We start from the raw sequence: 19,004 nt of genomic DNA, 5'->3' as shown, positions 1-19,004 counted from the left end.
GAGAAGGGCGGGCGGGGGCCGGAGGTGGTAAAACGATACCGAACGCCCACATGCCCCCCGAGGAGGACCCATGACCGCAGACCCGCGCACGCTCGTGATCGTAGCCCACCCTGACCTCTCCGGCTCGAGCCGCGTGAACCGCCGCTGGGCCCGCGAGCTCGCCGCCCATCCGGACGAGTTCGTCGTGCGCGACCTCTACGCGCTCTACCCCTCCGGCACGCTCGGCGAGAAGGACGCGGAGGCCGAGCGCGCCTTCCTCGCCGCCCACGGAACGATCGTCTTCCAGTTCCCGGTCTACTGGTACAGCGCGCCGGCGCTGCTGCGCACCTGGACCGACGAGGTCTACGGCCTCGGCTGGGCCTACGGCGGTGAGGCGGCGGAACCGGGCGAGCCCGGGCGCATGCTCGCGGGCAAGCGCTTTGCGGTGGCCATGTGCGCCGGCGACATCGAGGCCAACTACCGTCGCGAGGGCACCGTGGGCTTCACGCCCGCCGAGGTGATCATCCCCTTCCGCGCGACGGCCAACTACGTGGGCGCGACCTGCGTGGCCGAGCCGTTCACGCTCTTCGGCACCGAGGGCGCCCTCACCGACGACGAGCTCGAGGCCAGCGCCGCCGCCTACCTCGCCTGGCTGCGCGACCTGCGCGCGTAGCCCCGCCGCGGCCCCGTCCTGGCTGACCCGAGTGACAGGTTCTGCGGTCCGCACGGACGTCGCAGGCGCCGCGGAGAGCAAAACCTGTCACCCGACGAGACGACGCGATGCCCGGCGGAGGCCCGGCAGCCGCCTACGCCACGAGCACCTTGCCCTGACGGCCCACCAGGTCGGTCATCTCGGCGATGAGGACCATGTTGCGCGCGTCGATCCGGCAGGGCAGCTCCATGCGCATGACGTCGCCGGAGGTTGCCTCCACGCGCAGCTCCACGTGGTCCAGGCCGGGGTAGCGCCCGAGCACCTCGCCCAGGCTGTCCATGTAGGGCCGCGTGAGCAGACTGGCGGGGATGTTCACCTCGAGGACCTTGGGGCGGTTGCTCTTCTCGTCCAGGATGAGCGGCTCCACGGCCATGCAGATGATCTGGTTGCCGCGGTCCGAGCGCTCGAGCTTGCCCTCCACGCGCACGAACACGTTGCCCACGCTCGCGCCCGTCTCGGCGTCCACCTCGCCGGCGAGCGTGGCGGCGCACTTCTTGTAGAGCTTGGGGAAGACCACGAGCGTGACCTCGCCCTCCATGTCCTCGAGCGTGACGATGGCCATGGAGTCGCCGTTCTTGGTGGTCTTCTTCTGCAGGGCCGAGACCATGCCGGCCAGCCGGATCACCTTGCCCTCGGGCACCTTGAAGCGCTCGTGGACGGCGCCCGTGGCGTCGACCGCCTCCTCGGCCACCTCGATGTCCGCGATCGTGTAGTCGCGGCTCTTGGCGAGCGCGTACTCGTACGGGCGCAGGGGGTGGTCGGAGACGTAGAGGCCGAGCACCTCGTGCTCCTTGGCGAGCTTGATCGTGCGGTCCCACTCCACGCCGTCTGAGGGCGGCACGGTGTTCTCGAAGCCGGAGCCCTCCACGCTGCCAAAGAGGTCGAAGAGCGAGGTCTGGCCCGTGGCGCGCTCCTTCTGCCGGCGCGCCGCGGCGTCGATGATGTTCTCGGGGTTGGCCTTGTCCACGAAGCGCATGAGCTCCATGCGGGTGTAGCCCGTGGCGTCGAACGCGCCGGAGCAGATCAGCGCCTCGACCACGCGGCGGTTGGCCTGGGCGGAGTCCATGCGGTCCACGAAGTCGTGCAGGGTCGCGAACGGGCCGTTCTTCTCGCGCTCCTCCATGATGGCCTCGCCCACGCCCTCGCCCACGCCGCGGATGCCGGCAAAGCCGAAGCGCACGCCCTCGCTCGTGGCCGTGAAGTCGCGACCGGACTCGTTGATGTCCGGCGGCAGGATGGCGATGCCCTCGTGGCGGTAGGCGGTGACGTAGTGCGCAATCTTCTCGGTCTTGCCCATGTAGGACGTGAGGACCGAGGCCATGTACTCCTTGGGGTAGTGAGCCTTGAGCCAGGCCGTCTGCATGACGAGGATGGCGTAGCCGGCCGAGTGGCTCTTGTTGAACGCGTAGGACGCGAACTCGAGGACGTCGTCCCAGATCTTCTGGGCGATCTCCTTCTTGTAGCCGTTCTTGACGGCGCCGTTCATCCAGTGGTCGTAGGTGGTCTCGTCCTTGCCGTCGTCCCAGTGGAACACGGTTGAGGTGAGCAGCTTGATCTTCTTCTTGGCCACGGGCTTGCGGATGCGGGAGTCCGACTCGCCGGCCGAGAAGCCCGACATCTTCATCGAGATCCTCATGACCTGCTCCTGGTAGACCATCGTGCCGTAGGTCTCGGAGAGGATGTCGTCCAGGCGCGGGTCGTAGGAGACGGCCTCCTCGCGCCCGTTCATGCGGTTGATGTAGCTCGTGACCATGCCGGCGCCGAGCGGGCCCGGGCGGTAGAGGGCGATGAGGGCGACCACCTGCTTGTACTCGGTGGGGCGCATGTTCTTGATCGTGGAGGTCATGCCCGCGGACTCGATCTGGAAGACGCCCGCCGTGCGGCCCTCGCGCATGAGCTTGTAGATCTCCGGGTCGTCAAAGGGAATCTCGTCCACGTTGATGTCGATGCCGTAGTTGGCCTTGATGTTGGCGAGCGCCTTTGAGATGACCGTGAGGGTGCGCAGGCCCAGGAAGTCCATCTTGAGCAGGCCCATGTCCGCCACGGAGTGGCCCTCGTACTGCGTGATCTCCACGCCGCCCTTGGTGTCCACCTTCGTGGGCACATGGTCGTTCACCGGGGTGGGCGTGATGAGGACGGCGCAGGCGTGGACGCCCTCGCCGCGGTGCAGGCCCTCGATGGAGAGGGCGGCGTCGATGATGCGGCGGGAGTCGGCGTCGTCCGTGTAGGCGGCCTCGAAGTCCGGCGAGTACTGGTCCGGGTGCTTCTCGGACTTGTGCAGGGCCGCGCCGAGCGTGAGCTTGGGGTCGTTGTTGAGCATCTTGGAGAGCTTCTGGGCCTGCCACACGGGGAAGCCGAGGACGCGCGCGGCGTCGTTGATCGCCTGCTTGGCCTTGATCGTGGAGTAGGTGATGACGTGGCAGACGCGCTCGGGGCCGTAGAGCTGGCGAACGTGCTCGACGACCTCGAGGCGACGCTCATCGTCGAAGTCCATGTCGATATCCGGCATCTCCGAGCGCTCCGGCGAGAGGAAGCGCTCGAACATGAGGCCGTTGTCGAGCGGGTCGAAGGTGGTGATGTCCATGGCGTAGGCCACGATGGCGCCCGCGGCCGAGCCGCGGCCGGGGCCGACGCCGATGCCGTTGCGCTTGGCCCAGCGCACGTACTCCTGCACGATGAGGAAGTAGTCCGCGAAGCCCTTCTCGCAGATGACCTTGTACTCGTACTCGAAGCGCTCCTTGACGTTCTCCCCGCCCACGGTGAGCTCGCGCCAGTTCTCGCCGTAGCGGCGCGCGAGGCCCTCCTCGCACTCCTGCCTGAAGCGCTGCTCGGAGGTCTCGCCCTCGCGCAGGTCCGGGAACTTGGGGAGGTACATGTGCGACCAGTCGAGCTCGTAGTTGCACTTGTCGGCCACCTCGAGCGTGTTGTCGACGACCTCCGGGCACCACGAGAAGAGCTCGCGCATCTCCTCCTCGCTCTTGATGTAGAACTCGGTGCCGGTCATCTGCTTGCGGTTGGTGTCGTCCAGGCGCGAGGCGGTGCCGATGCAGGAGAGGACGTCCTGGGTAGGGGCGTCTTCGCGCGTGAGGTAGTGGTTGTCGTTGGTGGCAACGACCTTGATGCCGAGCTCGCGGCCGAGCTTCACGATCTGCTCGGAGAGCGTGCGGTCGGTGAAGCCGCCCCAGTTGGGGTCCGAGAGGCCGTGGTCCTGGACCTCGAGGTAGAAGTCGTCCCCGAAGATCTCCTGGTAGGCGAGCGCCCAGCGGCGCGCCTCGTCCGGGCGGCCGTCGAAGTACATGCGCGGGATGATGCCCGAGACGCAGGCCGAGGTGCAGATGATGCCCTCGTGGTAGCGGCGCAGCATGTCGAGGGTGGTGCGCGGGTAGTAGTAGAACATGTCGCCGGAGGCCGCCTCGCTCATCATCTTCATGAGGTTGACGTAGCCGGTCTCGTTCTTGGCGAGAAGGATCAGGTGGTAGCGGTGCTGCCGCGTGCCCTTCTCGATGCAGTCGTCCGTGATGAAGTAGGCCTCGCAGCCGAAGATCGGCTTGATCAGCAGGCTCGGGCGGTTGGCGCGCACGGCCTCGAGGTCGTGGGTCTCCTCCCAGATGCGCACGTCGGAGGCCCACTGCGCGTGGACGCGGTCGTGCGGCGCGGCGTCCGGTGCGTCCGCCTCGGGCTCCTCGAGCTCCCAGCCCTTCTGGAAGCACTCGAGGTCGTGCTTCCACTGGTGCATGTCCTTCTGGTCGTCGTTGTAGCGGCGGCACTCCATGTCGAAGTCGGGCACGCCGAACATGTAGCCGTGGTCGGTGAGGGCGAGCGCCGGCATGCCGAGGTCGACGGCGCGCTTGACCATGTCCGAGACGCGCGTGGCGGCGTCCAGGATCGAGAAGTCCGAGTGGTTGTGGAGGTGAACGAAGGCCATGGGTGCTCCGGGGTATGGGGGGCGCGTTTTTCTCGTCACCTAGGATAGCCGAAGCCGCGGACGGGATTGCGCCTCGCGCCAGACGCGCGAGCTGCGGCGCGTTTTGTTTCCGCAGCTACACGGCGTGCAAAATTCTCAATACGAACACATGTGCGCCATATGGAGAAGCGGGGCGGACCGGGCGCGGGGCAGGAGGGCGGCTAGACTGTAGGCATGCGACGAGGGGGGGGGACTCCCATGATGAGACTGAGGACGGTGGCGACCGCGCTCTTCCTGGCGTGCTCGCTCGCCCTTCCAGGCTGCGGGGCCACTCCCGCGGGCGCGGTCGTCTTCGAGGAGACGGTCTCGCCCAACGAGGAGTACGTGAGCTCGGAGGAGGACGTCGTCTACTACACCGTGCGGGTGACGCAGGCCGCACCGGGCACGGCGACGGTCTCCGCCGAGTCCAACTCCGGGTTCTTCGAGCCGGTGAGCTACGAGATCGAGTGCGACGGCAGGCTCTCCGCCGATGACGTCTCCGTGGAGTGGACCACCCTCATGGGCGGCACCGAGCCGAGCGAGGACGACCAGATCGCCGTCGCCGAGGTCTCCGTACGCGCGGGCGACGGCAGCTCGTACGAGCGGAAGATCAGCTTCGTCACCCGCGCGCTCGAGATGGCAGCCGAGGCGACCCCAAGCGCGTAGACGCGTGGCGAGAAGAACCTCGGCGCCTTAGGGAAGTATTAGCAGTCGGTTCATGCGCCGTTATGGCAGGCGCCCCTAGGCTTGGGCAATCCAAGTCGAAGGGGGAAGCATGGGCACGATTCGTGTGGCGCCGCGCAGGTACATCAACCGCAGAAGGGCTCGGCGGGTACCGTTTGTCCTCGGGGCCGTCGGGGCGCTGGTGGTCGCGGTCGCTGTCGTCGCCTGGTTCGTTGTCGCCTCGACGGCTCATGGGACAGCGCAGCCGGCACACTCCACGCCCCGCTCGGAGTGGCGCGCCGGTGAAGTCCCTTTCCTGTATCAGACCGACCCGCAGTGGGCGAGCCACCCCTATGCCGACGGAACCGTCGAGAAGAACGGGTGCGGCCCCACGTGCCTCGCGATGGTCTACGTCGCACTCACCGGGCGCGACGACCTCGACCCCGCCGCCATGGCGGACTTCTCGGAGCGCGGCGGCTACACGACTGACGGGATGACGGCGTGGGCCCTCATGAGCGACGGGGCGGCTGAGCTGGGTCTCGCCTCCGAGGAGCTGCCCGCCAGCGCGGCCGCCGTACGCGAGGCACTTCTCGCTGGGAAGCCCGTCATCTGCAGCGTGGGCCCGGGAGACTTCACCACCACGGGCCACTTCATCGTGCTCGCAGGTCTGACCGAGGACGGCGAGGTCGTCGTGCACGACCCCAACAGCGCTGAGCGCAGCGCCCGCCCTTGGGACCTCGAGCGCGTGCTCGGCCAGTGCCTGAACCTCTGGGCCTTCTCGTGAGACAAAGGGGACAGGTTCATTTGTCTCATTTGAAAATGAATGAGACAAATGAACCTGTCCCCTTTGTCTCTTTGTCTCACGCGGGCAGCTCGACGGCGAAGGTGGTGCGGCCGTTCTCACTGGCTGCGGAGATGGTTCCGCCGTGCAGCTCCACGATCTCGCGCGCGATGGCAAGGCCGAGGCCGGCGCCGCCGGTGGCGCTCCCACGGGACCCGTCCAGCCGGAAGAAGCGGTCGAAGATCGCGCGGAGCTTGTGCGAGGGGATGGTCGCGCCCGTGTCGGACACGGTGACGACGACGCTCCCCTCCCCGGCCGTCGCCCCGATCTCCACGGGCGTCCCCTCGTCGCTGTAGGCGATCGCGTTGCGCAGCAGGTTGCCAAAGACGCGCGCGAGGCGGGCCGCGTCGGCCGTGACCACGAGCGGCTCGCCCGGCCGCTCGACGGTCCGCACCGTGCCCGCCACCGTCACCCGCGCCACGTTGCCGTGGGCAGCAAGCGCCGGATAGAACTCGTCGGCAAGCTGGACGAGAAGCCCGGCGAGGTCCACGGGCGCGAGCTCGAGCTCGATGTTCGTGAGGCTGTAGCGCGTGATGTCAAAGAACTCGTTCACCAGGCGCTCGAGCCGGCACGCCTTGTCGAGCGCGACGCCCGTGTAGCGGACGCGCTGTGCCTCGGGCATGTCCGGCACCTCGTCCAGGAGCGAGAGGTAGCCGATCACCGAGGTGAGCGGCGTCTTGAGGTCGTGCGCGAGGTAGGTCACGAGGTCGCTCCTGCGCGCGGACTCGTCGGCGAGCTGGCGCTCCCGCTCCGCGGCGGCGCGCTTGGCGTCGGCGGCGACGAGCGCGAGCTCCTCCCAACCGGGCGGGAACGCCTCATGGGCCTCCAGGTCGTGGGCGAGAAAGACGCGCAGCTGCTCTGCGGCACGGGCGCGCTCCTCGCGGCGCGCGCGACGGGCGGAGAGGACGGCCGCCACCGCGCAGCCCACGGCGAGAAGCACGATGCCGCAGATGCCCAGCTGCATGAAGAAGTACTTGGTGCCGGAAACGTCCAGCACCATCTCCGGCCAGAGGCCGAATTCGTTCAGGTTGTTGACGTTCAGGATCTGCGGGGCCAGCCAGTCCATGAACGAGCCGTTCCAGGCCTTGTCCACAAAGCCGAAGACCGTGCTGAACGCCGCCGATGCGACCAGAATCGCGCCCGCCACCATCGCGACGGTCAGGACGATTGGCCGCGCCCCGCCGTTCTTCTCGCTAGCGCTCAATCTTGTACCCCAATCCCCAGACGGTCCTGATGTAGCGCGGGTCCTCGAAGGAGTCGCCCATCTTCTCGCGCAGGTGCCGCACATGCACCGTGATGGAGCCCGAGCCGCGCTCGTAGTACTCGTCGCCAAAGATGCGCTGGTAGAGCTCGCGCGCGGAGACGACCGCGCCGTCCGCCTCGAGTAGGATCCGCAACAGGGAGAACTCCGTCGGCGTGAGGGCGAGCGGGCGCTCGTTCAGGGTGGCCTCGTGGGCCGGCACGTCGAGCACGAGGCCACGACACGCAATGACGCCGTCCTTCTCGCCATGTGCCCCGCCCGCCGCGTTGTAGGTGGTGTAGCGCCTGAGCTGCGCCTTCACGCGCGCCACGAGCTCGAGCGGCAGGAACGGCTTCACCACGTAGTCGTCCGCGCCCAGGGTGAGGCCGGCAATCTTGTCCGCCTGCTCGCCGCGTGCCGTGAGCATGATCACCGGGTAGCTGCGGCGCTCGCGGATGGCGCGGCAGACCTCGAGGCCGCTCGCGCCGGGCAGCATGACGTCGAGGATCGCAAGGTCGAGCGCTGGCGCGCCGTCATCCGTCACGCGAGCGATCGCCGCTGCTCCGTCGCCGAGCATCTCCACATCGAAGCCCTCTGCCTCGAGGTAGACGCGAACGAGCTCGCAGATCTCCGGCTCGTCGTCCACCACCAGCACGCGTGCGCCCATGCGTCCCTCCCCTCGTATCGGCCACAAGGATACGCGAGAAGAACGCGGCAGTTCCTAACGTTTGCTTAAGGGCCCGAGGCGGGCGGCTCCACCCGTCACGCCGAGTGACCAATCACCGCGCGAGCATGCGACGAATGCCCGACATGCTCGATATCTCCTCAAGGACGTCGATGAGCTCGTCGCTCTGGTAGAAGTCACCGCGCCGACGCGACCCCAGGGGGCGTAGCATCCCATACTCGCTCGCTCTCGCTACCAGGGTCGAAGCGGCACGCGGAGTGATTGCCAGGTGCTCCGCGACATATGCGATGGTAACTACAGGCTGCTCTGCCAGCAGCGGCGGAAGGCGCCAGATGGCCGACCCGACGCGCTCGGAAATGACGGACCTCCAGTCTTCCATCACGTCGTCAATGAGACCGGAGACACGTCTGCCGATGACGAGGGCGAGCTCGAGCGCATTCAACACGCTCTCCACTATGGGCAGGTAGTCACCGCCCTGATAGGCCTCGATCGCCTCCATGTAGGCATCGACGTCATGGAGGAGGCCTGCGGAGACGGGGAGTGTGGTGCGCGTGAGCACGCCCTCGTTCCTGAGGATGCGGTGGAGAAGGACCCTGCCCGTGCGTCCGTTTCCGTCGATGAAGGGATGGATGGTCTCGAACTGAGCGTGGGCGATCGCCGCCTTGGCAATGGGACTGACGTCGTCCCTGCCGACAAAGGCGACAAGGTCCTCAAGGCAGCCTTTGATGCGGCTTGGGACGGGCGGAACGAAGAGCGCCCCATGCGGGCTGTATGCCGTCCCGCCGACCCACACCTGCTCGTCGCGCAGCTCCCCTCCGAACGACGCGCCCGTTGGCTCAATCAGGGAGCGATGGATGGCCTCGATCTGCGCGATCGAGATATCCGGCGGCAGCCTGAGCGCCTCACGCATGGCCGCGACGTTACCCTGAACGATGCGCGCGTTAGCTGGGGCGTCATTCGAGAGCTCGGCAAGGGCGACATTGCGGACGCTCGAGGTGAGATGCTCGATCTGTGAACTCGCTGCGGACTCGCTTCGCAGCAGGAGAGCCGGCAGGTCGTAGCCACGCGCAGCCTGCGCCTCGTCGAAACGAGCAAGCCTCATCAGCAGGTCGTCAATGCGTGCGGAGATGGCCTCCGGGACAGCTGGGCTGAGGTTGGCAATGGAGGCTGGAATGGACGCCTGGTAGGTCGTCGATATCCTCCTGCGAGCACTTCGGGGGATGAGGTCCCTCTCGTTCGGGTCGATATACCAAGGAAGTTCCTCGTAGCCGACTGCCGACAGCATGTCCCCCACCCCCGTTCAGACGTGTCGTAGGTTCCATTTTACTTCTCGTAACCTCGATTAGAGGAAGTGAATTCAAATTCACTTCCGCTAATCGCAAACTACGGAAGCAAAACTGACGAGAGTTCCTAACGCGCTGTCTCCATGTGTGATATATTCAGTGTATCAGAACATTTGTTCGTGTCAAGAATAACGTCGAAGAGGTTCGTACTCGTGGATAATACGTTCTCCCGCATCCGGCGCGAGCTCGAGGCGCTTGCCGACCCCGCATATCGGGACTTCCAAGCGAAGCTCGTGCCGACCGTCGACCCCGCGCGCATCCTCGGCGTGCGCACGCCGGCACTGCGCGACTACGCCCGCAGGCTCGCACGCGAACAGCCAGCTGAGACGCGCGCCTTCCTCGCGGTGCTCCCGCACGAGACCTACGACGAGAACAACCTGCACGGCGAGCTCATCGGCCGGATGGCAAAGACGCCCGCGGAGGCGTTCGAGCTGCTCGACGCCTTCCTCCCCTTCGTTGACAACTGGGCAACTTGCGACCTCATCCGCGTCCCCGCCTTCAAGCATGACCTGCCGGCGGTGCTCGAGCGCATCCACGGCTGGGTCGCTGACGAACCGGAGTATACGGTGCGCTTTGGGGTGGTCCAGCTCATGACGCTCTTCCTGGACGACGCCTTCGAGCCGGAGCACCTCGCCCTTGTCGCCGGCATCAATCGCCCCGAGTACTACGTCAACATGGCGCGCGCCTGGTACTTCTCGTTTGCTCTGATAAAGCAGCCCGAGGCGACCCTTCCCCTCTTCGAGCGGCGGCCTATCGCCCTCGACGTATGGACGCACAACAAGGCGCTCCAGAAGGCGCGCGAGAGCCGCCGCATCGCGCCTGAGCAGAAGGCGTACCTGCAGTCGCTCAAGGTTTGACGCAACAGAGCCCCGAGTTGGGGAATAGAATGAGCGAGAAGAACGTCGAGGGGAGATTCATGAGAGTCCGCACAGTCATCTCCGCCCTGCTCGCTGCGAGCATCGCGCTGCCCCTCACGGGGTGCTTCGGGCTGCCCGGCCTCGACGACGTCGCCGACCAGGCGGAGGACTTCGCCTCGCAGGCGCAGGAGCTTGCCGACACGCTCTCGGACGTCGATTGGGGCAAGGTCTGCCGCCTCGTCGTGAGGGACGCCCAGACCGGCGAGATCATTCGCGAGGTGACCGACCAGACGGAGATCGAGAACACCTTCGAGCCATTCTCCGAGGAGAGCGGCCTAGCCGAGGAGCCGGACGCCGACGCAGAGTACGTCTTCGAGCTGTGGGAGCCGGAGACGCAGAAGCTCGGGCAGAGCGCCGACGACCTCGAGGAGTACAAGGGGCTCGAGGTCACCACCTATGAGGGGTCGCCCGTTGTGGGACTCGAGGTGAGCCCCATCGGCCTCAAGCTCTATCTCACGTCGCAGGCCGCCGCCGACGCGCTGCGCGCGCTCGCGAGGTAGCGCTACTCGCCGGAAATCTCCCGCTGCACGCGCTTGGGCAGCCTGGAGAAGACGAGGCTGTAGCTCATGTCGCAGAGGTCGAGCACGAGCCCCTCGGGCAGGTCGGCGTCAAGGTCGACGGAGACCCACGTGCGCCCGTCGGAGTAGTAGCCGGGGAGCACCGCGCCCGGGTGCTCGGCGCGCAGCTCCAGGATGCGGTCGGGGTCGCACTTGAGCGACAGCAGGTGCCGCCCCGCGTAGGGCGGCTTCGCGTCGGGAGAGGCAGTGAACTCGCAGGCGAACTGCCTGCCGCCTACCCAGTAGACCATCCATCCCCACTTCTCGTGGAGGGCCTTCGTGGTGCCGGATCGCGAGAGCAGGTGGGCGTCTATGTGCGAGAGGTCCATGACGCGTCTCCTTCGGCTGGACTCACGCCCCGATTATACCGGGCGTGCCGCCGATAGCTCGTTTTACTAGGATGTCCTAGCAAAAGTAAATATCTTGCAATTTGCTAGGTATAAGAGAACAAGGACCGATAACCGAATAAGAAAGGGCACACGTCCTATTAGGACCAGGACACGACCCCTAGGCATATCACGCGCACGCGTGGATCGCGTCGCGCAGGAACTGCGCGGCACCCGGGGCCACCTTCTCGCAGTAAGCGCGGAACCGCTCGTCGGAGACGTAGCCGTCGGCCAGGCCCTTGTGTGCCTCGGGCGTGTAGAGGCCGTCCGGCCAGTACATGCGCAGCCAGTGGCCGTGCATCGCCACGAGCTTGTGCGCCTCCGGACCAGACGGATCCCCCGTCTCCATCGCACGTCGCAGCTGCTCGTTGATCGCCAGCGCCAGCTCCTCGGCCTGCAGGTGCGCAGCCTCCCCCATCGCCACGTACTTCTCGTTGGCCACGTCCACCACCTCGTCGCCGTAGGCAGCACGGACCTCCTCGCCATAGGCCGCCTCGTTCTCGGCAACCTCGCGCCAGCGCTTGAGGTGCGGCAGCAGCGTGGCCATGAGCGAGACTGCCTCGTCGAGGGAGACGCCGAGTGCCTTGGCCTCCATGGGGGCCGTGGCCTCGATGAACTCGTCCATCGTCATGCCCTTGGCGGTGAAGTCGCCGTGGTCATAGCAGAACTTGCAGAAGTCCGCGCTCTTGGAGCCGTCGGCCTCGGTACCGTGCATCTCCTCGTCGGGGATGGGCATGCTGCAGCACTGGCAGTAGTAGCTCATGGGCATGTCGAAGAAGCGCTCGAGCGGCACGCCGAAGGTGACGCAGATGAGCTTGACCATGTCGATCCCGGGGGTCGTCTCGCCCTGCTCCCAGCGACTGACGGCCTGCCGCGTCACGTAGAGCCTGCGCGCCATCTCCTCCTGCGTGATGCCCGCCTCTTTACGGATGGCGGCGATGACGTCCTTGATGGCCATAGGTCCCCCCTGCTCAGGTCTTTCGGTAAGGCCATTGTCGCCGCGCGGACGACGCCGCACAAGAAACAGCCCGTTGCGCAGCTGCTCGCCGGCAAACTGCCCGCCATCCACCCGGCACAAAGCAAGGGGGCGAACACCGCCCTCTCGAGGTTTGGGTTCACCATGAGGCGGCAACGCGAAAACGCGAGGCTGTTACCTGCGCTTCTGCAAGCGGATACTCGCGAAACCGCTAAAACATGAACCCAAACCTCTTTTGAGGCATGGCAGCCACCTGTGCTACGATGCCCCAGACCCAACGGGTCTCTGACGAGGGCAGCCGTACCAGAATCGCAAAGACGGCGCATCTATCTGGGAGGTTGCCATGGATTGGGTCATCTTGGTCGTGTCGGGCGCGATGGAGGCCGTGTGGGCCCATGCCCTCGACCGCTCCGAGGGCTTCTCACAGCCCGTCCCCTCAATCGTGTTTCTCGTCGCGCTCGCGGCGAGCATGCTCGGCCTCAGCCACGCCGTCCGCACGATTCCGCTGGGCACCGCCTACGCCGTCTGGGTGGGCATCGGCGCCGCGCTCACGGTGGCATGGGGCGTCGTCTCCGGCGCGGAGTCGTTCTCATGGGCAAAGATCCTGCTCATCGCGGGTCTCGTGGCATGCGTCGTCGGCCTCAAGCTGGTGGGCGAGACGCACTAGGATCTCGCGGTGCCACGAGCCATGTGCCGACCGCCATGAGAACGAGCGCGAGGACAAACGTCGGCGCAAGCGGCGTGCGGAACAGAGCGAACGCCAGCGCACTGCCAATGAAGGGGTTCACCGCGTAGAACGCGCTCGTTCGTGCCGCCCCCAGGTCGCGCTGGGCGCGCACGTAGCAGGCGATCGACAACCCGTACGAGACGAACCCGAGCAGGAGCGCAAGCCCCGCGTTAACGAGCGTCGGCAGGGCGTCTCCCGCACAGAGCGCCACGGCGAGCGCGCCGGCACCCGAGCCCCACCCCTTGATGACGACGACCTTGACCGGATCGCAGTCCGACAGCCTGTTCGTGCAGTTGTTCTCGATGCCCCAGCACAGACATGCCGCAAGCGTGAGAAGCGAGCCGGCGGAGAACCCCCACGCGCCCGCGTCCCAAGACAGGAGAAAACACGCCAGGGATATGGCACCGATGCCAATTGCCGCACGCGCCCCCACCCGCTCCCCGAACGCGAGGCGGGCGACAAGGGCGGTCGCCACGATCTCGAAGTTGTTCAGCAGCGACACGCTCTCCGCCGACGAGAGGGAGAGTCCGGCCATGAGCAGCAGAGGCGCCGCTACGTCGAGCGTGACCATCGCAGCCACGTAGGGGACGTCCGCCCGCTCGAGGGACCGTCCGCGCGCCTCGCCGCGCTCGACGCGCACACCGTCAGCGAGCGAAAGCGCCGTCATGCCGGCGCCCGCGCCAAGGTACAGCAGCGCCGCCATCATGTTCGGCGCGATATCGGCAAGCAGCACCTTGGAAAACGGCGTGCTCAGCGCGTAGAGCGCCGCCGCGGCGAGCGCGAAGGCGACGCTTCGTCCTGTTCGACCGGACCCCACGCGCAAACGCCTCCCCGATTCCAAGCGGCCTGTCCTATGGCTACGATACCGTCCTTTCCCACGGGACCGCGCCACAAACCCTTTCAGAGCGCTTACCGGCTCGTTACGCACGGCACGCGCCGTGCGGCTACCCTAGGCGCACCCTTAGGGAAGGATGCTCCGCATGGCTGTGTTCGCAAGGCTGCCCACGTCCGACGAGATGCAGTACGCAGGTGACGTCATCCGCGGCAAGAGGCGTCTCGACGTCGTGGTGTACGTCATATTCGCGCTGCTGGGCATGGCGTTCGGCGCGGCGGTCGGCTTCGCGGGGACACGGGCGAACGATCAGCCCTTCGACCTCGGCTTCACGCTCGGCTGCGCCGCGGGCTTCGGCGTGGCGTTCTTCGTCTTCGCGATACTCATCATGAGCTCCATCAGGTCGCTCCAGGCGGTCTGCCGCGTCTGGCTGCCCGCGCGCGTCATCGTCGCGATCGCGGCGGCAGCCTTCGCGCTCAGGGTGCTCGACACCGTGAAATTCGTTCTCATCGTCGGACCGACGTCGATCATCCAACAGGTAGTCATGGGCGGGCTCGGCTTCATCTTCGCCCTGCTGTTCCTGAACCTCGGCGTCCGACTCGTCTTCCTCGTCTACTGCATGGCGACCGGGCGCGACGAGGACGAGATCGTCACGCGGAGCATCAGCGCGGGCTCCAAGTCGCCGTACAAGGACGATGGGGACGCCCCGGAGGACAGTCCGATTTCCGAACAGTAGCCCCACGACTGACCGCGCGTTGTCAGGAGCCGGCATTCGGATGCACGCCCCCGTCCAGCAGCACGCGCGAGCACTCGCGGACGCAGAGCAGGTAGTACAGGGCGAGAAGCCCGAGCGTGCCCACGACCGAGCACGCCGCGACGGCGAGAAACACCTCGTCCGGCACGCCGCCCGCGAGCTGGCGCACCAGCATGAGGCCAAAGCAGTCGTGCGCCACCGCGAGCGCCGCCGGCAGCGCAAAGGCAACGCCCACCTGCGCGTACACGGCGCCGCGCGCCTCCCGCCCGTCCGCCCCGAGCGCCGTGAGCGTGGCGTAGGCACGCCGCCCGTCCGCGGCCTGGCTCACCTGCTGCAGCGCGAGCACCGCGGCGGCCGCCACGAGAAACGCCTCCCCGTAGAAGATCCCCACGTAGCCGATCGGCGCGAGCGACGCCTCCGAGAGCGCTCCCGGGTCCGCGAGCCCGGCCGCGCGCCGCCCCACCGAGAACAGGAGCCCCGCGCAGATCATGCAGACCGCGCACGCCACGAGCACGCAGGTGCACGAGAGCGCCTGGCACCCCGTGGACACGTGGCCCTCCACCTGCCGCAACGTGAAGGCGCGCAGCCCCTCCCAGTAGCGGGCACCCCGACGCACCCGTCCTGGCACGCCAACTGCCACCAGGCGAAAGACGAGCGAGGTGGCCACGTAGGCCGCCCACCCCATCGGCAGGATCGCGAGCACGAAGAGACCGGGCTGGACCACGCACGAGCCCCACACCACGGCGAGAAGGACCACGGCCAGTACCGCCTGCGCGCGCGTCACGCCGCGGTGGCCAGACAGCGCGAGCCGCTCCGGCGCGCGGTCGTGCTCGAGGAGCTCCACGAGCGGCCGGCGCAGCACGTCAACCACGGAGAGCACGATTGCCAGCCCCTCGATCCCGGCGAACCACGCGCACGCGTCGAGCGCGGCCGCGGGCGAGAAGGACCAGGCGAGCCGCCACGGCACGCCGAAGACGAATGCCGCCACCGCGCCGAAGACCGGCGACGCCGCCGCGCCAAGCGCGAGCCCCGCCGCCAGCGCCGCGAGCCCCACGAGCATGCCCTCCGCCGCAAGGATCGCCGCGAGCGCCGGCGCACGCATCCCGAGCAGCGCGTACGTCCCGAACTCCCGCGAGCGACGCCGCACGATGAAGCGCGTGGCATAGGCCACGAGCACGGCAAAGACGAGCACCACGAAGACCGAGAAGGCGCCCGTGACGTCACGCGCCTTGTGGATGACCTCGAGCTGCGGGCCCGTGAGCGGCATCGCCAGGAGGTAGTCACCCGAGGCGTTGAACGCGTAGAGCAGGCACGTGGCAAAGGCGAGCGTGACGAGGTAGACCGAGTAGTCGCGTGCGCAGCGCGAGACGTTGCCGAGCGCGACGCGCAGGGTGACGGGCATGGCGGCTCCTTCCGGCCGGCATCAGTGACAGCCCCATCGTCCTTCTCGCCCGCCCGGCGCGCCATCGCCCGGGCTTATGCTCCCCTAACGGTTTCGCAAGGTTATCTGCCGTAAACTGCTACTCTACCAACGGTCGAGCCAACTCAACTGGCGGTCGGTTGAGCGCGGGGCGGCATCGCGTGACGATGGCCCTGCCAGCCGGACCCCAGCGAAAGGACCATCATGACCAAGCAGACCTTCGGCGCCACCATCTCCGCACTGCGCAAGGAGAGGGGCCTGACGCAGCTCGAGCTCGCCCAGCAGATGGGCGTCACGGACAAGGCCGTGAGCAAGTGGGAGCGCAACCTGTCGTTTCCGGACGTGGCGTCGCTGCCAAAGCTCGCAGAGGTGCTCGGCACCTCGGTGGACGAGCTGCTCGAGGTGAAGACGGCGGCGCAGGAGGAGCCGGCGCCCTCCAAGGTGCCCGCGCTCGTAGAGCTCGTCCTCAAGGCGGTCGCGCTGGCGATGGGCGTGGGAGTGACCGCGCTCACCGTCATGGACGAGGTGGAGCCGAGAAACGCGCTCGGGCTTCTCGGCATCGGCGTCGCGTGCCTGGCGCTCGTCCAGCTCATACACTCCCCCGATCCGGAGTAGCGAGAAGGGCGGTCTTCTCCCCGTCCCGAAAACGCGGGGATTCTCCGTCTGGGCCGATAGCGCGTCCCAGAATCGGCGGCCTTTCCCGCCGCAGCACTCGCTCAGTACGGGAATCCCCAGGATTCCGGGACGCCCGGGCGAGAAGGTCGGCGATTCCGGGACCCGTTCTTCTCGCCTGACGGGAACACCGCCGATTTCCGGACGGCCGCCAACCGTTGCGCGGGAAAGCCGCCAATTCCCGGACGTTCCTCCAGCGAAAAACTTTGTCCTTCTCGCTTGCACTGTGTATAGGTGTGTATATACTGTACTTACCGGGTATACACGGTGGGCTCGCGGGAGACGTCCTGGCGGGCCAGCACGGAAGGATGACGGCTTGGACATCATCATCTCAACCTCGAGCGGCAGGCCCATCTACGAGCAGATAACCGACCAGATCAAGTCGGCGATCGTGACGGGCCAGCTCGCGGAGGGCGAGCAGCTCCCCTCGATCCGGGCACTCGCCAACAGCCTGCGCGTAAGCGCGATCACCACCAAGCGCGCCTACGCGGACCTGGAGGCGGCGGGGCTCATCGAGACGGTGCAGGGCAAGGGCACCTACGTCGCCGGCGAAAACGCCGAGCTCATCCGCGAGGAGCAGATGAGGGAGGTCGAGGGGCTTCTCGCCAAGGCCGTGGAGCGCGGCCGGACGATCGGCCTCACCGACGACGAGCTGTCCGAGATGTTCGCCCTGGTACTGGAGTGACGCGCGAGAAGGACCTCGCGCAGAAAGGACGTCACATGAGCGGCAGTCTCATCGAGGCCCGCGGGCTCACCAAGCACTACAGCGCCTTCTCGCTGGAAGGCGTGGACCTCACCGTGAACGAGGGCGAGGTCGTGGGCTTCATCGGCCAGAACGGCGCCGGCAAGTCCACCACCATCAAAGCCCTTCTCGGCCTCTTCCCCACCGACGGCGGCACCTCGAGCGTGCTCGGCGTGCCCAGCGACGAGCTCTCTCGCGCGTCCGGCGCGGCGGTGAAGGAGCAGGTCGGCGTGGTCTTTGACGCGATCTCGCTCCCGGAGCACCTCAAGGTCGCCGACGTGGGCCGTATCTACGAGCGCACCTACGCCACCTGGGACGCGCATCGCTTCGAGCGCCTGACCGCAGATTTTGGTCTGGACGCCAAGAAGACGGTGAAGGAGCTCTCGCGCGGCATGGGCATGAAGCTCAGTCTGGCCTGCGCGCTCGCGCACGACGCGCGCCTGCTCATCCTCGACGAGGCCACCGCCGGCCTGGACCCGATGGCGCGCGACGAGGTGCTCGACCTCCTGCGCGACTTCGTGGCCGAGCCCGGTCGCGCCATCCTCATGAGCAGCCACATCACGAGCGACCTCGAGCGCATCGCGGACCGCATCGTGTGCATCGACGCCGGACGCATCGTCTTTGACCTGCCCAAGGACGTCATCACCGACGAGATGGGCATCGCGCGCTGCCGCGTGGCTGACCTCGAGAAGATCGCGGACTCAGGCGTCGTCCCGGACGCCGAGCTGCGCTACCTGCGCCACGACTACGGCATCGACGTGCTCGTCCCCGACCGCTTTGCCTTTGTGGAGAGCTTCCCGGAGATCCCGGTCGACCGCATGACCATCGACGACTACATGACCCTCACCCTGAAGGGCGGTGTCCGATAATGAAGCGCGCGTTCCTCCTCGAGATGACGATCTTCCGCGACTACGCACGGCAGCTCGTGGGCCTGGGGCTTCTCGTGAGCCTGTGCATCGGCCTCGGCATGCAGACGCCGCTCGCGATGCCGGCCACCCTCACCTGCATGTTCTTCATGATGAGCGCGATGGGCCTGGCCGCCTACGACCAGCTCAACCACTGGGAGCTCTTCCGGCTGACGCTCCCGCTCTCCCGGCGCGACGTCGTGCTCGGCCGCTACGCCGCCATCGTGACGTTCGGCCTGCTCGGAATGGTCGTAGGTCTCGTTGCGGCGCTCGCGGCGACTGCCGTCGTCTCGGCGGCGGGCCTTCCCGGCGAGGTCGGCGAGGCCTTCGCCTTTGACCCCGACATGCTCTCCGTCATGGCCGTCGTCACCTGCTTCACCCTGCTCATCGGCGCCGTCGTGGCGAGCGTGGTGACGCCGCTCTACTTCCGCCTGGGCCAGACGCGCGCCACGCAGATCCTGCCCACCGTGATCGTGCTGCTGTTCGTGGTGCCCGTGGTCATCCTCGGCAACAGCGGCATGCTCGACGGCGGCATCCCGGGCATGGAGCTCGTCTCCTCTGCGCTCGAGGCGCTGGACACGCCGGTCGGCATGGCCGTTGGCTGTGTGGTTCTTGTCGCCCTGTCGGCTGTGGCGCTGGCGATCTCCGCCGTCGTCTCCCTTAAGCTCTACGAGAGGCGCGAGCTCTAGGGCCGCCGGACGGTCGGGACG

19 protein-coding genes are annotated in these 19,004 nt (G+C 67.2%); 11 read left to right on the top strand and 8 right to left on the bottom strand.

What is annotated here, in order from left to right:
• The first annotated feature begins 70 nt into the window (after window positions 1-70).
• On the top strand, window positions 71-652 hold the full coding sequence (locus INF26_RS03295; protein WP_193529286.1) for an NAD(P)H-dependent oxidoreductase: 582 nt from the start codon (window positions 71-73) through the stop codon (window positions 650-652).
• Between the two features lie 133 nt (window positions 653-785).
• Here the strand turns inward: INF26_RS03295 and dnaE are convergent, their stop codons facing one another.
• Complete coding sequence (gene dnaE, locus INF26_RS03290; protein WP_193529285.1) at window positions 786-4,616, bottom strand: DNA polymerase III subunit alpha; 3,831 nt, start codon at window positions 4,614-4,616, stop codon at window positions 786-788.
• Window positions 4,617-4,853: 237 nt separating this feature from the next.
• On the opposite strand from dnaE, the gene INF26_RS03285 reads away from it, so the two are divergent.
• Window positions 4,854-5,300 (top strand): hypothetical protein, encoded by a 447-nt coding sequence (locus INF26_RS03285; RefSeq protein ID WP_193529284.1) that lies wholly within the window; start codon window positions 4,854-4,856, stop codon window positions 5,298-5,300.
• A 109-nt stretch (window positions 5,301-5,409) separates the two neighbouring features.
• Window positions 5,410-6,081, top strand: a complete 672-nt coding sequence (locus tag INF26_RS03280; protein WP_193529283.1) for a C39 family peptidase — start codon at window positions 5,410-5,412, stop codon at window positions 6,079-6,081.
• Between the two features lie 76 nt (window positions 6,082-6,157).
• Here the strand turns inward: INF26_RS03280 and INF26_RS03275 are convergent, their stop codons facing one another.
• From INF26_RS03275 to INF26_RS03265, 3 genes are all read right to left on the bottom strand, one after another.
• Window positions 6,158-7,342, bottom strand: a complete 1,185-nt coding sequence (locus INF26_RS03275) for a sensor histidine kinase (RefSeq protein ID WP_193529282.1) — start codon at window positions 7,340-7,342, stop codon at window positions 6,158-6,160.
• The gene (locus INF26_RS03270; RefSeq protein ID WP_193529281.1) at window positions 7,332-8,045 is read right to left on the bottom strand and encodes a response regulator transcription factor; all 714 of its coding nucleotides are present in this window, start codon (window positions 8,043-8,045) and stop codon (window positions 7,332-7,334) included. The genes INF26_RS03275 and INF26_RS03270 overlap by 11 nt, the downstream gene beginning before the upstream one ends.
• Before the next feature lie 112 nt (window positions 8,046-8,157).
• Window positions 8,158-9,348: a Fic family protein gene (locus tag INF26_RS03265; RefSeq protein WP_193529280.1), complete on the bottom strand. Its 1,191-nt coding sequence runs from the start codon at window positions 9,346-9,348 to the stop codon at window positions 8,158-8,160.
• A gap of 210 nt (window positions 9,349-9,558) precedes the next feature.
• On the opposite strand from INF26_RS03265, the gene INF26_RS03260 reads away from it, so the two are divergent.
• Window positions 9,559-10,263 carry a DNA alkylation repair protein gene (locus INF26_RS03260; RefSeq protein WP_332307293.1) on the top strand — a complete coding sequence of 235 codons (705 nt, stop codon included), beginning with the start codon at window positions 9,559-9,561 and terminating at the stop codon, window positions 10,261-10,263.
• Window positions 10,264-10,322: 59 nt separating this feature from the next.
• Window positions 10,323-10,823 (top strand): hypothetical protein, encoded by a 501-nt coding sequence (locus INF26_RS03255; RefSeq protein ID WP_193529278.1) that lies wholly within the window; start codon window positions 10,323-10,325, stop codon window positions 10,821-10,823.
• A gap of 2 nt (window positions 10,824-10,825) precedes the next feature.
• Here INF26_RS03255 and INF26_RS03250 read toward each other — a convergent pair whose 3' ends face one another.
• Entirely contained in the window at window positions 10,826-11,209 is a 384-nt protein-coding gene (locus INF26_RS03250) for an MmcQ/YjbR family DNA-binding protein (RefSeq protein WP_193529277.1), read from the bottom strand.
• A gap of 187 nt (window positions 11,210-11,396) precedes the next feature.
• Window positions 11,397-12,224: a TipAS antibiotic-recognition domain-containing protein gene (locus tag INF26_RS03245; RefSeq protein ID WP_193529276.1), complete on the bottom strand. Its 828-nt coding sequence runs from the start codon at window positions 12,222-12,224 to the stop codon at window positions 11,397-11,399.
• 361 nt (window positions 12,225-12,585) lie between these two features.
• Between INF26_RS03245 and INF26_RS03240 the strand changes: the two genes are divergently transcribed.
• Window positions 12,586-12,909: a DMT family transporter gene (locus INF26_RS03240; protein ID WP_193529275.1), complete on the top strand. Its 324-nt coding sequence runs from the start codon at window positions 12,586-12,588 to the stop codon at window positions 12,907-12,909.
• Here the strand turns inward: INF26_RS03240 and INF26_RS03235 are convergent.
• Window positions 12,884-13,786 carry a DMT family transporter gene (locus tag INF26_RS03235; protein ID WP_332307292.1) on the bottom strand — a complete coding sequence of 301 codons (903 nt, stop codon included), beginning with the start codon at window positions 13,784-13,786 and terminating at the stop codon, window positions 12,884-12,886. The two genes, INF26_RS03240 and INF26_RS03235, sit on opposite strands and share 26 nt — an antisense overlap.
• 163 nt (window positions 13,787-13,949) lie before the next feature.
• Between INF26_RS03235 and INF26_RS03230 the strand changes: the two genes are divergently transcribed.
• Window positions 13,950-14,537 carry a hypothetical protein gene (locus INF26_RS03230; RefSeq protein ID WP_193529274.1) on the top strand — a complete coding sequence of 196 codons (588 nt, stop codon included), beginning with the start codon at window positions 13,950-13,952 and terminating at the stop codon, window positions 14,535-14,537.
• A 22-nt stretch (window positions 14,538-14,559) separates the two neighbouring features.
• On the opposite strand, the gene INF26_RS03225 is transcribed toward INF26_RS03230, so the two are convergent.
• Window positions 14,560-15,957, bottom strand: coding sequence for an FtsX-like permease family protein (locus INF26_RS03225; RefSeq protein WP_193529273.1), 1,398 nt, complete (start codon window positions 15,955-15,957; stop codon window positions 14,560-14,562).
• 222 nt (window positions 15,958-16,179) lie between these two features.
• On the opposite strand from INF26_RS03225, the gene INF26_RS03220 reads away from it, so the two are divergent.
• The 4 genes from INF26_RS03220 (at window position 16,180) to INF26_RS03205 (ending at window position 18,983) form a co-directional block, all read left to right on the top strand.
• A complete protein-coding gene (locus INF26_RS03220) occupies window positions 16,180-16,590 on the top strand; it encodes a helix-turn-helix domain-containing protein (RefSeq protein ID WP_193529272.1) in 411 nt (136 codons plus the stop codon).
• A gap of 373 nt (window positions 16,591-16,963) precedes the next feature.
• Window positions 16,964-17,332: a GntR family transcriptional regulator gene (locus INF26_RS03215; protein ID WP_193529271.1), complete on the top strand. Its 369-nt coding sequence runs from the start codon at window positions 16,964-16,966 to the stop codon at window positions 17,330-17,332.
• Window positions 17,333-17,367: 35 nt separating this feature from the next.
• Complete coding sequence (locus INF26_RS03210; RefSeq protein WP_193529270.1) at window positions 17,368-18,258, top strand: ABC transporter ATP-binding protein; 891 nt, start codon at window positions 17,368-17,370, stop codon at window positions 18,256-18,258.
• The gene (locus INF26_RS03205) at window positions 18,258-18,983 is read left to right on the top strand and encodes an ABC-2 transporter permease (protein WP_193529269.1); all 726 of its coding nucleotides are present in this window, start codon (window positions 18,258-18,260) and stop codon (window positions 18,981-18,983) included. Before INF26_RS03210 ends, INF26_RS03205 begins: the two co-directional genes overlap by 1 nt.
• The last annotated feature ends 21 nt before the right edge of the window (window positions 18,984-19,004 follow it).

The sequence above is a fragment of the Thermophilibacter gallinarum genome, assembly GCF_014982725.1.
GTDB lineage: Bacteria > Actinomycetota > Coriobacteriia > Coriobacteriales > Atopobiaceae > Thermophilibacter > Thermophilibacter gallinarum.
The sequence above is the reverse complement of the archived record's forward strand: the minus strand, read 5'-3'. Positions and strand labels throughout refer to the sequence as shown.

Coding starts and splice junctions, on each gene's coding strand:
- INF26_RS03295 (WP_193529286.1), top strand. CDS start 71: ATGACCGCAGACCCGCGCACGCTCGTGATCGTAGCCCACCCTGACCTC.
- dnaE (WP_193529285.1), bottom strand. CDS start 4,616: ATGGCCTTCGTTCACCTCCACAACCACTCGGACTTCTCGATCCTGGAC.
- INF26_RS03285 (WP_193529284.1), top strand. CDS start 4,854: ATGATGAGACTGAGGACGGTGGCGACCGCGCTCTTCCTGGCGTGCTCG.
- INF26_RS03280 (WP_193529283.1), top strand. CDS start 5,410: ATGGGCACGATTCGTGTGGCGCCGCGCAGGTACATCAACCGCAGAAGG.
- INF26_RS03270 (WP_193529281.1), bottom strand. CDS start 8,045: ATGGGCGCACGCGTGCTGGTGGTGGACGACGAGCCGGAGATCTGCGAG.
- INF26_RS03265 (WP_193529280.1), bottom strand. CDS start 9,348: ATGCTGTCGGCAGTCGGCTACGAGGAACTTCCTTGGTATATCGACCCG.
- INF26_RS03255 (WP_193529278.1), top strand. CDS start 10,323: ATGAGAGTCCGCACAGTCATCTCCGCCCTGCTCGCTGCGAGCATCGCG.
- INF26_RS03250 (WP_193529277.1), bottom strand. CDS start 11,209: ATGGACCTCTCGCACATAGACGCCCACCTGCTCTCGCGATCCGGCACC.
- INF26_RS03245 (WP_193529276.1), bottom strand. CDS start 12,224: ATGGCCATCAAGGACGTCATCGCCGCCATCCGTAAAGAGGCGGGCATC.
- INF26_RS03240 (WP_193529275.1), top strand. CDS start 12,586: ATGGATTGGGTCATCTTGGTCGTGTCGGGCGCGATGGAGGCCGTGTGG.
- INF26_RS03230 (WP_193529274.1), top strand. CDS start 13,950: ATGGCTGTGTTCGCAAGGCTGCCCACGTCCGACGAGATGCAGTACGCA.
- INF26_RS03225 (WP_193529273.1), bottom strand. CDS start 15,957: ATGCCCGTCACCCTGCGCGTCGCGCTCGGCAACGTCTCGCGCTGCGCA.
- INF26_RS03220 (WP_193529272.1), top strand. CDS start 16,180: ATGACCAAGCAGACCTTCGGCGCCACCATCTCCGCACTGCGCAAGGAG.
- INF26_RS03210 (WP_193529270.1), top strand. CDS start 17,368: ATGAGCGGCAGTCTCATCGAGGCCCGCGGGCTCACCAAGCACTACAGC.
- INF26_RS03205 (WP_193529269.1), top strand. CDS start 18,258: ATGAAGCGCGCGTTCCTCCTCGAGATGACGATCTTCCGCGACTACGCA.